Here is a 12267-nt window from a genome sequence, read left to right as displayed (position 1 = left end):
GTTGAAGGCTTTTGGCATACAACTTATCACCAGCCTATGACCGATATGCTACTTTCCCGTTTACAACTGTCATTCGTACCCTCACGTCAAGTAAAGCTTGCGGGCTTTCCAATACATCACGGTCAATGACTGTAAAGTCAGCGGCTTTCCCTTCAGCTATCGCCCCTCTCTCATCAGCTTCCCCGGCTGCTACTGCGCTTCCCGTGGTAAACAAACGAATGGCTTCATGTACATCTAGCTTTTCAGCGGGAAGATAGCCCTCATGTATTTCTTCGGGCTTGGCGCGAGTCACTGCCGCATGAATACCAAGAAAAGGGTTTAACGGCTCAATCGGCGCGTCACTACCTCCAGCACATGGAATGCCTGCTTCCAGCAGCTTTTTCCAGGCATATAAATATTCAGTCCGTTCTTTCCCCACCCGATCCAGTACCCAAGGGAAGTCACTTGCGACAAAACGGGGCTGGATGTCCGCAATCAGCGGCAGCTTCGCCATTCTCTTGATCAAATCCCTCCTAAGCACCTGTCCATGGATCAGGCGATCTGGCAAACCGCTTTCCTCCGTGAGCACATGGGCCTCCATCGCTGTCAAAATCATGTGCGCTGCCCCATCCCCTATAGCATGTACAGCCACTGGAAAGCCTGCGGCCCTCGCAGCTGCCACCATCTGATTCAGCTCTGGCTGCGGTTGAATCGCCATTCCGCGGGTATGTGGAGCATCACTATAAGGTTCTGACAATAATGCCGTTCTTCCACCAATAGCGCCATCGGCAAACATTTTAATCGCACCGATTTTAAACCACTCATTTCCGGTACCTGCACGCAGCCCTTGCACTTTCGCTTCTTCCATAAAGGGATGATAGATGAGCTGGTGTGTGCGAAAAGCAAGACCTTCTTCCCTCAGCTCCCTGTAAATTCGCTGCATCGTCTCCACGCTGCCCAAAAAACGTAAATCTTCCGTGTGCGCAGCAGTTAGACCAAGCCGTAGCGCATCCAGGCAAGCCCGCCGAATCGTATCCTTCTTAACCAAATAATCCGGCTCTGGCTGCACGCTAGTAAAGGCAAAGGATGCTTCCTCATAAATCAATCCGTTCAACCGTCCATGTGCGTCTCGTCCATAGGCTCCCGAAGCCGGGTCAGGGGTGTCCTCGCTAATACCCGCACGCCGAAATGCCTCTGAATTGGCCAAGAACGTATGAAAGCACGTACGAGTGAGATATACCGGATGCTGATCTGTAATGGCATCCAGCTCGGCTATACCTGGAATTTCAACAGGAATAAACGCATTTTCATTCCAGTTAAGTCCTAAAATCCACTCTCCCGGCGGTGTTACAGCGACCCGTTTGCGCAGCATAGCCAGCATCTCTTCCTTGGAGGTAGCTGATGTTAAATCCAGCATAGCCAGCTTCATACCATGCATAGACAAATGCATATGTGAATCAGTTAAGCCTGGCAGTACATAGGCGTCTTCCCAATCCACAGTTTCATATTCCTTACCGGTCAACTGCAATTCAAGCTCCCGAGCATATCCGATGGCTTGTATCCGACCCTGCTGTACAACGATGGAGTCTCCTTTGGAAGCCCAATCCCCATGCAACCGGCCGTGCTTGAACAAAACGAATGTCAACGCCACTCATCTCCTTTTTTCAACTATACGCATATCCACTTCATATTACGCCTGTGTTGCCACTTCCAAGCGTAGTGTATTTATATCTACCTGCTGCACCTGCTGGGCAAATTGGTCATGAGCTGCACAGACAGCCATTTTATAATCCTGATCCAACTCATACTGCTTAAAATGACAATACTCGGTGGTAAAGCCCTCTGTCGTGAAGCCTATGAACGGTTGTGCCTTCAGCTCGAATGAAAAAGACTTCAACGGTAGAGTTAGTCCCTGCCCCTCGGCCTTCACAAAGCTTTCTTTAAGCGTCCATAGATCGTAAAAATACGATAAGCGGTTGTCTGCATCCTGACGCATTAACGCATCATACTCTGTGTCCGAAAAGCACACTCTACCTACCTCAAAATCTATAGGACGGAGCTGTTCAATGTCGATTCCAAGCGGGTGATCATCAATAGCGCACACCACCCATTTTCCCGAGTGAGAAACATTAAAATGGAATGCGGGTGCATTTATCAAGGAAGGCTTACCGAACGCGTTGTATGTAAATTGAAGACTGGAATTAGATACCTTCAATTGCCGGCAGACCAACCATCTTAGCAGCACATCGGCATATAAGCCCCTCAAAGCATCTTCCCGATGTAAAAAACGATCTAACTTGTGCTGCTTTTCCAGCGAAACCCGATTTACCAGTAATTCGTAATGCTCCTCAGCTTCCGGCTTGCTCGTATCAATCGCGTATATTTTCATGGTTGCCTCCTGTATATCTAATGAATATCAGCCAGTTTGTAACACTCACCGTTCGATTGAAGTCTGTTAGATATGGATGGCGTGTGCCGTGTACATGGTCAATATACTACTCTAGCACTTTCAATTCAATATGGATACAATTGGGATAAGCATCTCTATTAAAACTACTTCATAGAGCCTATTAATGAAAGCGCTTTAAAATAACGCATACAGAGGAGGACGAAACAATGAAATATGATTTTGCCCGCTTGCTGTGTATTATGCTCTCTATTTTGCTGACGTTGAGCATTTTTCAGATGTTTTCTCCTAAGATCGCTTCAGCCGCTTCAGCGAATGTTGTGAATGGCATTCAGTTTAAAGATACAGATGGAAACGTGGTCCATGCCCATGGGGGTGGTATGATTAAAGTAGATGGTTACTATTATTGGTTTGGTGAAAATCGTAATCCCAACGGCACATTCAAGGCGGTATCCGCCTACCGTTCCTCTGATTTAAAAAACTGGGAGTTTCGTAAAAACGTACTGACCAGCAGCTCCGCTGTAGAGCTGAATGTTTCGAATATTGAACGTCCGAAAGTGATTTACAATGAAAAAACACGTAAATACGTATTATGGATGCATAAGGAGAATGGGGTTAATTACAACGAGGCCCGAGTGGCTATCGCTTCTTCCGATACCGTGGACGGCGATTACACGTATCAGGGCAGCTTCCGTCCTCTGGATCACGATTCGCGCGATATGACCGTATACAACGATAACGGTACAGCTTACCTCATTTCGGCTACCCGGGTAAACGCGGATCTGAACATCTATCGTCTGACACCGGATTTTCTGCAAGTTGAATCGCTGGTGACTACACTTTGGCCAGGACAATATCGTGAAGCTCCGGCGATGTTCAAAAAAGGAGACGTCTACTTCCTGATTACATCCGGGGCAACCGGCTGGAATCCCAATCAAGCCAAGTATGCTACCTCATCCAGCATTGAAGGAACCTGGAGTAATACGATAAACTTCGGAGACGGTACGACATATGGTTCACAGTCGGCTTACGTGATTCCTGTTGAAGGTGCCCAGACAACTTCATACCTGTATTTGGGCGACCGTTGGGCGGGTGCGTGGAGCGGTCCTGTGCAGGATTCTCAATATGTATGGCTGCCACTGCGTTTTCCAACAGCGACTTCATTAGCCATGGATTGGTTCGACAGCATTAATATTGACACCGCCAGTGGTGCGGTCGAGGGGATAACAACGTCAATTGCCATTGATCCGGGTGCCTATTATCAGCTAGTGAATCGCAAGAGCAATAAGCCACTAAGCATTATTGGCAATGCAACGACGGACGGCGCAGACCTGGAGCAGCGTGCAAATTCCGGAGCAGCAAACCAGCAATGGCAGCTCAAGGATGCAGGCAGCGGATATTATAAAATTGTGAACCGCAACAGCGGAAAGCTAATTGGTGTTGAAAGCGGTACCACAACAGACGGTACAGTTATTGAGCAGTGGAGTGACGGAGGCTGGTCCAGTCAGCATTGGCAATTAGTATCCGTAACCGGTGGTTATTACAAGCTGAAAAATCGGGCAACCGGCAAGCTGATCGATATTTCTGAAGGCGCCACCGCCGATGGAGCCAAAGCCATTCAATGGGGCGATAATGGTGGAACGAATCAGCATTTCCGTGTAGTTAAGGTAGAATAGCTCAAGTTATTTTCAAAAGGAGCCGTATTCCGAGCAGATCATGGTGACTGCTAACGGAAAAGACGGCTCCTTTTTACGTAAAACGATGAAATTGATAATCTCTAGTACGTTACAGTTCCCACGGATAATCTGTTGTCAAAAAACTAGCCAGCTGCTTACTTTCTTCTCTCCGCTGACGCCGTATGGCTGCGCGTGATGGAGCCGTCTGGTGCAATTGTAACTGCTCTTCTGTTTCTGGAATCACCTGCGGGACGGTCACTTTACGGTTGTTCTCGTCCAATGCCACAAAGGTCAGGAAGGCGGTGGCTGCGATTTTCCGGTCGCCAGTCATCAGTCCTTCACGAATTACCTTTACGAACACCTCCATCGAGCTACGGCCTGTCCAGGTTACGAACGCTTCTAGCGTGACAGAATCACTCGGATGGATAGGTAGCAAAAAATCCACCGAATCCGTAGAGGCTGTAACTGTGTTCGTACGACACAGCTTAGCAGCTGCAATAGATGCGATATCGTCGATATACGACATTAATCGGCCGCCGAAGAGCGTGTTATGATTGTTGATATCGTTGGGAAATACTCGGGACGTCTTGAAGCAGTAGGTTTCTCGGATGTACTTGCTTTCCATGGATTCTTTCCTCTCTTTTCCTCGTTGCTCTCTTTTTATATCTCAGGATTTTGCAAAATCATGATGTGGAAGCCTGTTTTAGACTATGCTAATCATCCCACTAATCCGCATAATAAATCAATACATAAAAATCGGCATCCTCATCCGAATCATTTCGGTAGGTATGTATGTCAGATACTTGAAATTGCACGGCATCCCCTGCACTCAGCTTGAGCTGTTGCCCCTGCATTTCAAAGTACATTTCCCCACGGATCATGAGAATCGTTTCCTCCCCCAAATGCTTCTCTGCCTGGTGTGTAAAGCCTGGCTTCAGACTTACCGTGAACACCTCAAACTTCTTTTCAGCGTGATACGGGAATACAGGGTAAACAAAATAGTTACCGTCCTCATCAATAACCGGATGCAGGTCTTCCCTCCGAATCTTCGTGATTTGCGGCGGATCTTCTTTGAGAAAGGTGGAGAAGGATACATGCAAACCGTTCGCAATTTTCCAAAGGGTTGTTACCGTAGGATTGGATTTCCCCTTCTCAATCTGAGCCAGCATCCCTTTGCTGACCCCTGTCAGTTCAGCCACCTTATCCAAACTTAATCCTCTAGTCTTCCTGATTTGAGCCAAATTAGAGCCAATAATATGCTGCATTGAATCCACGGACGATGCCTCCTTGTATCCAAAAGTCTATATAAGAAGAATACACAAAAGACTGTGTGTTCGCTATATATAGACTGTATCGTAAAATATCATTTATCTTTTGCAATTTTGGATGCATGACTTATTATCCACAGTAAATTAAGTGTAGCCGATCAAGGTAATACAAAGCTTAAACGGGAAGTAGACATGCTACAATTTACTGTAATTGTAATATGGTCAGGTTCCTCGCTTACTTCAACATGCAATAAAAACATTTGACATTGAATATAAATGTCCTTAAACTTTTCACTTATTAAAACTTTTTTCAAAACTATTGTAATATCCTGAAGGAGGGCTGCTATCCTATGACTTTTCCGTCCCTGAACACCCAACAGGTGAGAAAATCAAGTTTGGCTATCTAGGAGGGACTAAATTTGAATCTGCAAACCCGCAAGTCCCGCCACATGTATACGATGCAGCTGGCGACAATTTTTATTGGCTTTATTGTATTTGGCATCTCGGAAAATATTAAAGGCCCTGCCATTCCACGCATCCAATTCGACTTCAATCTGGATGAACAGCAGCTCGGAACATTGTTGTCTCTAAACGCACTTGGTTATTTGATTGCCTGCTCGTTCACCGCTGTCCTTGTCCGTAAGTGGGGAATCAAGGCGGTCAGCATCATTTCCTTTGCTTCCATGATCATCTCGGGAGTGTTCATCTATCTGTCGCACACGTATCCGTTCTTCGCCTCGTCCTACTTCTTGATGTATATCGGGAACGGCATGCTGGAGATTGCGCTCGCAATTTTGGGGGCGAGGATTTTTGTGAAAAATACCGGCACGATGATGAATTTGTCCCACTTTTTCTATGGGCTCAGCTCAACAGTCGCCCCTTTGCTGGCGACGGGAGTCATGTCACTGACGGTATTTGGACATATGCTGGACTGGCGGGGGATGTATCTGGCTATGTTGTCGCTCTGCTTGCTGCCGATTGTGGCCGCACTGCTCAGCACCTTCCCGGGAGACGATTTGCAGCATGAGGATCGAACCTCACTCAAGACGCTAACCCGCGATCCAGCACTCTGGATGATGGTAATGATCCTGTCGTTTGGAGTAGTCTCTGAGCTCGCAGTTGGGGGCTGGCTGGTCAACTTTTTAGAGAAAGCGTATTCATGGAGCACGGTGGAGGCGTCCAGCATGCTCTCAGCGTTCTTTCTTACCTTCTCGTTGGGGCGCCTATTGCTTGGTCCACTCACAGACCGGATGGGGTTCGTGCTTTCGACGATTCTATTCTCCGCCTTCTCAGCGATATGTACGTTCGCAGCAATCGCGGGTGGAGAGAGACTGGCGTTTCTCTTTGCCGTATCAGGTGCAGGTATTGCAATGATCTATCCGACCGTGATGGCGTTCATAGCAAGGAGATATCCGAAGGACAGTGATACAGCTATTACGTTCGTCGTCACGCTGATGGGCATAGGTAGTGTCATTGGCAACTATGTGATCGGCTGGGTAATCGAAGGGGTCAAGATAGTCTACGGCGCAACCACTGAGCTTGGCATACTGCGCGGACTTCAGGCGGGATATGGAGTTATCGGTCTATGCGCAGCCATCTGCGCGATCTCGGGAATTATTCTCTACGGATATCTGAAAAAGCGGCAGGAGCTTATATAAATCACCACCTTAGGGTTGCCCCATAAGTCATGAACTGACTGGGACGCCCTTTTTTTACGAGTTCCCCATTCAGTCAAAACAGCCCTTATATGAACACATCCGAGCTGTTTTGATTCATCATCAGTTCTTGCCCGTTTGCCATTTCGAAGAGCTCATCGGGAGTACATTTGAACACCGCTTTTGGATGACTGGCTGCTGCCAAATCGTCTGGAACCGGAACACGACCGAACCTTTTTGGTAAATACATAGCCTTCATTGGGTTGTCAACAGTAAAACAGCTTTTTAAGAGCAATTCTCCTGTAGGAACTATTCAACATAACATACAAACGTATAATATATTGATACTTTACAACTTACGTTATATACTATTATAAAATTTATACACTGGGGGTAAGGTTAAAATGTCCATAGCTTCGGAGTTGAGCGGAACGAAGCACGATTCACTCAGCTTTTTACAAGGGGTTAAAGATTGTATTCCTACATTGCTCGGTTATGTATGTATTGGGTTCGCGGCAGGCATTGTGGGCGCTTCATCAGGGGTTAGCACCATGGAAATTGCCTTCATGTCGGCGCTTGTATACGCAGGAGCCTCCCAGTTTATCATGTGCTCGATGCTGGCTGCAGCCAGTCCTCCATCCGTCATTATTTTAACGACTTTCATTGTGAATGCTCGTCATCTGCTGTTAAGTGCGTCGCTGGCTCCTTACTTTTCTAAATATTCATTGTGGAAAAACATAGGCATCGGTGTTCTTTTGACGGACGAATCCTTTGGAGTAGCGTCGGATAAATTGGCTAAAGGCGGGCAGGTCAGTGACCGCTGGATGAACGGGCTTAATATTACAGCTTATCTCGCCTGGATTGCATCCTGTGTAGCGGGAGGGGTTCTCGGGAACTGGATTTCCCGGCCGGAGGCTTTTGGTCTGGACTTTGCCTTGCCAGCGATGTTTCTTGCCCTGCTCATTTCCCAGCTCCAAAGTGTCCAGACCTCCAAACTCAAGCATCGTCTGCTGCTTGTGCTGTGTATGGCTGTTCTGATGTACCTATTGTCCTGGTGGGTACCATCACATATCGCCGTCATTGTAGCGACCATGATCACCGCAACGATTGGAGTGTTAACTGACAAATGAACATTAATCCCAATGTCCTGTATATCATAATCGGTGCCATGCTTGTCACGGCGATTCCAAGGATCATTCCCTTTGTCGTGCTGCAAAGGCTGGCGCTACCCAAGCCAGTGCTACAATGGCTTTCCTATATTCCCATCTGCATATTCACGGCCCTCGTGATGGAAAATCTGCTCGTTCGAACCGAAACCTCAGTCACTCTTAATGGACAAGTGCTTATGGCTGTCTTTCCTACGCTAGTGACCGCCTTGTGGAGCAAAAACCTGCTGGCTACCGTCGTTGTCGGTATTGTGAGTATGGCTGTAATTCGACTTTTGTGGTGAAGAAAAAAATTACCCTCCTACAATAGGAGGGCATCTGTCCTTTCTTAGGCTCCACCTGTCGTCCTTACTAACGAGGGCGACAGATCTCCTTCCTCAAAACCACGTTCTCGTTGTGAAAGATACGAGGAGGCTTGCAGCCTAAACATTTCTGCATACACTCCGTCTATATCCATTAAGTGTTCATGGCTACCTGCTTCCACAATTTTGCCCTCCTCCATTAAAATAATGGTTGGGATTACATCCTCATGCTATCCTAACTACAACCAGTCCCTATTCACAAACATCTTTCTTCCACCATACAGATAGGCTAAAAACGTAAAAATGACAATCAGTCCGAGACTGTAAGGCTCAACTCTGGGTGCATAAGTCGCTGTTTGCGGCATCATAATATAATAAGGAATCGTAAAAGGAAACCACGCACCTATGGAAGAGTGAAAGCCTGTTATAACAATATTAGGAACCACACAACAAATGGACATTCCCAGAGAAGCTCCAAAATTCCGAATTTTTATCGAGAGCATAAGCTGTAGTGCTGCCAGGGGAAAAATCCCGAGCCACCCTCCCAAACTGGTAGAAAGAACGACAGACCAAGGGATCTCTCCTGGAGCACCTGCTATATTTCCACTTACAAAATAGCCTACTATAAATATAAGCTGATCCAGACCCAGTATGAGAATGAGCAATATATATTTTGCATAATAAATTTGCTGACGAGGATACGGGCTGCTCAATAAAATCTTCCATCCTCCATCCCGGTGCTCGTACGCACACAAAAGAGAAGCAATAATTCCACAATAGAGCGGATAAAAAAACATAGAGTGAAATTGCGCTGAATAAGTATATAAAGTTAACCAACTGGGTGAAAAAAACTGCTTCAAATCATTCAGTTCCAGGACTCCCATTAAAGAATTTATGATCGCATCCAATATAATGAGAATCCAAACCATGATCCATTGAAGCTTTATTGTCTCCACGCGTAAAATAGAGCCCATGTATCTTTTCCTCTCTATTTGAATTCATGCTTGGTAAACTGTAGTGTACCAAGTCCCGTAAAGATGACTCCTGCACTTAAAGCAACGATCACCCAAATCATGTGTTCCTTCATCAGAGGACTTGATAATGCAGGGTACGACCAAGGCAATATTTTAATCCACAGAATACTTGTGCGTGCCAAAAACAAGCTTGCAATTGAACCGAATATACCAAACGCTAATGGGAATGCCTGATTAGTGAAAAGCGTAGACAGCCAAAGTTGAATTGCAAGTACTGGTAGGGTAGCCAAGCTTGCATTAATCGGCTGTAACAACATGATCCGCCAAGGAATGGGTTCGTTTGTATATAACACCCAGATGAGGCTCATACCTGCTACAGTGATCAAGGCGGTACCCAACTGCAGAATCACAATCCATACGATTTTGGATAAATAGATATAACTTCTGGGAACAGGCATGGCCATAAGCTGCTTCCATGTTTGAGTATCATGCTCTGTACCGGCCATAATACTCGCCAAAAGTGTACCGCCAAGCAGCATCACAAACGAAAGGAACATAAACATAACGGCAAAACCAGCGTAGACACCTCCCGGTCCTTGCCGAAAGTAAAGATACCATTCCACAGCAGTCATGCCTGTAAGTACACACCCCTGTATAAGAGGAATCCACCAGCATATTTTCTTCAGCTTAAGCCCCTCTGCCTTTATAACCCGGAGTATCATAAGCTTCGCTCCTTACCTGTCAGTTCCAGGAATATCTCCTCCAATGTTTTTTTCTTCTCTGTGACCCGATAAATGGGATGATTGTGTTCCACAAGCACCTTGATCATCTCCGAAGATTGTTGCCGATCTACAATAGGAGTCACGACCTCATTTTGTTCAATCGATTCAGCCCCGGCCGTCCACCCATGCTGAATCAGTGCACCGGCAGCCAGAACAGGATCTGGGGTTTCAATGAATAATTGAGGCTTGCTTTTGGCGGTGAGTTCCTTCATCGTTCCCTGGAAGATCATTTCACCCTGATTAATAATTCCTACATAGGTTGCAATCTGCTCAATTTCGCTTAATAAATGGCTCGAAACCAGTACCGTCATTCCGTAAGCGCCAGGGAGGCTCATAATTAACTCCCGAATTTCCTGAATACCAGACGGGTCCAAACCATTCGTCGGTTCATCAAGTATCAATAATTTGGGGTTGGCAATAAGCGCCATAGCAATCCCCAGTCTTTGTCGCATCCCCAAGGAATATCCCTTTACCGGACGATACGCATCCTTGGTTAATCTCACTAAATCCAGCACTTCATGAATTCTTCGGGTCGGCAGTCCACGCATGGTTGTAACGATTTCTAAATTTCGATATGCGGATAAATGGGCATAATAGGCAGGTGATTCAACCAAGGAACCAATATCCTTCAATATTTCCATACGCTGATCCTTCAGCTTTTTCCCGAAAATCTCAATTTCCCCGGATGTGGATTTAATCAGCCCAAGTAGCATACGAATCGTGGTTGTTTTACCCGCTCCATTAGGTCCTAAAAATCCATAAATCTGCTGTCCGGGTACCTGGAGATTTATTCGTTTTACAAATTCCCGTTTTCCAAAACGCCTAGTTAGCTGCTGTGTATGTATTACATATTCAGACATTTCCTGATCTCCTCTCGACTTCTAATGCTGAAGCTTAAGTTACATACAGTTTACTGAAGTAAAGTAAACATCAGGTAAACAGTCCCTAAACAACAGGCAAAAAAACCGAGCAAACTGCAAAATGTGAGATTAGATGTTAAAAAGTTAGATGTTTAGCGGCAGTGAAATCTCCATCCTAGTACCCGCTTTACTGCCTGAAAGGATATGAAGCGTTCCGTTATGCGCCTCAATAAAGCTTTTGGCAATAGGTATTCCATGCCCTTGGGAATGAGATACCTGCATGTACTCATTGGAATTCATTCCTATTCCGTCGTCTTCGATAGAAATATGAAGCTTATCGTTCGCTTTGCTTACTTCCATGGAAACGTGTGTACCTGGAGGATTATGAATGATAGCATTAATCAAAAAATTCTGGAGCGCTCTGCCTAATAATTTACTATCGAAGGGCATAATACATGCCGCGTCCATTGACGTAAAAGAAAATTCGTATTGCTCGGCTGAAGGATGGTTAGCGATATCTATGACTGTACTACGGAGAAACTCCACAATGTCCTTCTTCTCCAATTGGATTGGCAATGGACCTTCCTTAAGCTGCATAGAAGCATTCAAATCCTGAATCAACTGCTTCATTTCCGTCACTTTCTCACTGATACCCATACTAAAGCTTCTTCTTTCTTCATCAGACCAGTCATACTCTTGAGCAGTCAGCATGACCGCATATCCTTCAATATAAGATAATGGTGTTTTCAGATCATGGCTTACACCTGCTACCCACTGCTGTTTTCGTTTCTCTATTGCCACTCTCTCTTCCTCATTGCTGCGCAATTGGGCCGATAAGATGTTCATTTGTTCAAAAACTTCTTTATACAATTGATACGGAGGTTTATAACTATTTTTCTGATTTTTTTTGCCCTCTGGCAGTTCCAGTTCACTTAGCGGCGCTTGGAATTCCCCTGTCGCAATATTTCCAATCCATTTAATTACATACACCAAAGGTTTGCCTATATACCATCCGTAGGCAGCTATGAACACAACACTCTGCACGATACCAAGTCCTGTCCAGAATAGATCAATATTTATATTTTGAGATGCTCCAAATATACTTTTTATAAAAATATATAAGATCGTGCAAATAACAAAACATAGAAAATAGGCCAGTACAAAGCATAACGTTACTTTCATAAAACGAAAGGACATC

14 protein-coding genes are annotated in these 12267 nt (G+C 45.5%); 4 read left to right on the top strand and 10 right to left on the bottom strand.

Annotation, left to right across the window (positions count from 1 at the left end; genetic code table 11):
• Window positions 1-34: 34 nt before the first annotated feature.
• The gene (locus tag MKY24_RS08010) at window positions 35-1624 is read right to left on the bottom strand and encodes an amidohydrolase (protein ID WP_279831484.1); all 1590 of its coding nucleotides are present in this window, start codon (window positions 1622-1624) and stop codon (window positions 35-37) included.
• A gap of 45 nt (window positions 1625-1669) precedes the next feature.
• The gene (locus tag MKY24_RS08005; RefSeq protein WP_068940135.1) at window positions 1670-2368 is read right to left on the bottom strand and encodes a 4'-phosphopantetheinyl transferase superfamily protein; all 699 of its coding nucleotides are present in this window, start codon (window positions 2366-2368) and stop codon (window positions 1670-1672) included.
• A gap of 227 nt (window positions 2369-2595) precedes the next feature.
• Here MKY24_RS08005 and MKY24_RS08000 point away from each other — a divergent pair, with 227 nt between their 5' ends.
• Window positions 2596-4062 (top strand): RICIN domain-containing protein, encoded by a 1467-nt coding sequence (locus MKY24_RS08000; protein WP_339201738.1) that lies wholly within the window; start codon window positions 2596-2598, stop codon window positions 4060-4062.
• A 109-nt stretch (window positions 4063-4171) separates the two neighbouring features.
• On the opposite strand, the gene MKY24_RS07995 is transcribed toward MKY24_RS08000, so the two are convergent.
• Both MKY24_RS07995 and MKY24_RS07990 read right to left on the bottom strand, forming a co-directional pair.
• Window positions 4172-4687 (bottom strand): acyl-CoA thioesterase, encoded by a 516-nt coding sequence (locus tag MKY24_RS07995; protein WP_013309488.1) that lies wholly within the window; start codon window positions 4685-4687, stop codon window positions 4172-4174.
• Window positions 4688-4787: 100 nt separating this feature from the next.
• Entirely contained in the window at window positions 4788-5336 is a 549-nt protein-coding gene (locus MKY24_RS07990) for a helix-turn-helix domain-containing protein (RefSeq protein ID WP_023987843.1), read from the bottom strand.
• Between the two features lie 413 nt (window positions 5337-5749).
• Between MKY24_RS07990 and MKY24_RS07985 the strand changes: the two genes are divergently transcribed.
• The gene (locus tag MKY24_RS07985; RefSeq protein ID WP_028542931.1) at window positions 5750-6988 is read left to right on the top strand and encodes an MFS transporter; all 1239 of its coding nucleotides are present in this window, start codon (window positions 5750-5752) and stop codon (window positions 6986-6988) included.
• 85 nt (window positions 6989-7073) lie between these two features.
• Here MKY24_RS07985 and MKY24_RS07980 read toward each other — a convergent pair whose 3' ends face one another.
• Window positions 7074-7235 carry a hypothetical protein gene (locus tag MKY24_RS07980; protein ID WP_339201736.1) on the bottom strand — a complete coding sequence of 54 codons (162 nt, stop codon included), beginning with the start codon at window positions 7233-7235 and terminating at the stop codon, window positions 7074-7076.
• Between the two features lie 154 nt (window positions 7236-7389).
• On the opposite strand from MKY24_RS07980, the gene MKY24_RS07975 reads away from it, so the two are divergent.
• The gene (locus MKY24_RS07975) at window positions 7390-8115 is read left to right on the top strand and encodes an AzlC family ABC transporter permease (RefSeq protein ID WP_028542932.1); all 726 of its coding nucleotides are present in this window, start codon (window positions 7390-7392) and stop codon (window positions 8113-8115) included.
• Window positions 8112-8435, top strand: a complete 324-nt coding sequence (locus tag MKY24_RS07970; RefSeq protein WP_053325053.1) for an AzlD domain-containing protein — start codon at window positions 8112-8114, stop codon at window positions 8433-8435. The genes MKY24_RS07975 and MKY24_RS07970 overlap by 4 nt, the downstream gene beginning before the upstream one ends.
• 44 nt (window positions 8436-8479) lie before the next feature.
• Here the strand turns inward: MKY24_RS07970 and MKY24_RS07965 are convergent, their stop codons facing one another.
• The 5 genes from MKY24_RS07965 to MKY24_RS07945 form a co-directional block, all read right to left on the bottom strand.
• Window positions 8480-8635 carry a hypothetical protein gene (locus MKY24_RS07965; RefSeq protein ID WP_155613660.1) on the bottom strand — a complete coding sequence of 52 codons (156 nt, stop codon included), beginning with the start codon at window positions 8633-8635 and terminating at the stop codon, window positions 8480-8482.
• A gap of 57 nt (window positions 8636-8692) precedes the next feature.
• Window positions 8693-9409: an ABC transporter permease gene (locus tag MKY24_RS07960; RefSeq protein ID WP_279831505.1), complete on the bottom strand. Its 717-nt coding sequence runs from the start codon at window positions 9407-9409 to the stop codon at window positions 8693-8695.
• A gap of 32 nt (window positions 9410-9441) precedes the next feature.
• On the bottom strand, window positions 9442-10149 hold the full coding sequence (locus MKY24_RS07955) for an ABC transporter permease (RefSeq protein ID WP_023987832.1): 708 nt from the start codon (window positions 10147-10149) through the stop codon (window positions 9442-9444).
• Window positions 10146-11069: an ABC transporter ATP-binding protein gene (locus tag MKY24_RS07950; RefSeq protein WP_023987831.1), complete on the bottom strand. Its 924-nt coding sequence runs from the start codon at window positions 11067-11069 to the stop codon at window positions 10146-10148. Before MKY24_RS07950 ends, MKY24_RS07955 begins: the two co-directional genes overlap by 4 nt.
• Window positions 11070-11213: 144 nt before the next feature.
• Entirely contained in the window at window positions 11214-12251 is a 1038-nt protein-coding gene (locus MKY24_RS07945) for a HAMP domain-containing sensor histidine kinase (protein ID WP_256715613.1), read from the bottom strand.
• Window positions 12252-12267: the final 16 nt, after the last annotated feature.

It is taken from the genome of Paenibacillus sp. FSL P2-0322, from assembly GCF_037975315.1.
GTDB lineage: Bacteria > Bacillota > Bacilli > Paenibacillales > Paenibacillaceae > Paenibacillus > Paenibacillus polymyxa_B.
This window is presented reverse-complemented; position numbering and strand designations above follow the sequence as displayed.

Coding starts and splice junctions, on each gene's coding strand:
- MKY24_RS08005 (WP_068940135.1), bottom strand. CDS start 2,368: ATGAAAATATACGCGATTGATACGAGCAAGCCGGAAGCTGAGGAGCAT.
- MKY24_RS08000 (WP_339201738.1), top strand. CDS start 2,596: ATGAAATATGATTTTGCCCGCTTGCTGTGTATTATGCTCTCTATTTTG.
- MKY24_RS07995 (WP_013309488.1), bottom strand. CDS start 4,687: ATGGAAAGCAAGTACATCCGAGAAACCTACTGCTTCAAGACGTCCCGA.
- MKY24_RS07980 (WP_339201736.1), bottom strand. CDS start 7,235: ATGTATTTACCAAAAAGGTTCGGTCGTGTTCCGGTTCCAGACGATTTG.
- MKY24_RS07975 (WP_028542932.1), top strand. CDS start 7,390: ATGTCCATAGCTTCGGAGTTGAGCGGAACGAAGCACGATTCACTCAGC.
- MKY24_RS07970 (WP_053325053.1), top strand. CDS start 8,112: ATGAACATTAATCCCAATGTCCTGTATATCATAATCGGTGCCATGCTT.
- MKY24_RS07955 (WP_023987832.1), bottom strand. CDS start 10,149: ATGATACTCCGGGTTATAAAGGCAGAGGGGCTTAAGCTGAAGAAAATA.
- MKY24_RS07950 (WP_023987831.1), bottom strand. CDS start 11,069: ATGTCTGAATATGTAATACATACACAGCAGCTAACTAGGCGTTTTGGA.
- MKY24_RS07945 (WP_256715613.1), bottom strand. CDS start 12,251: ATGAAAGTAACGTTATGCTTTGTACTGGCCTATTTTCTATGTTTTGTT.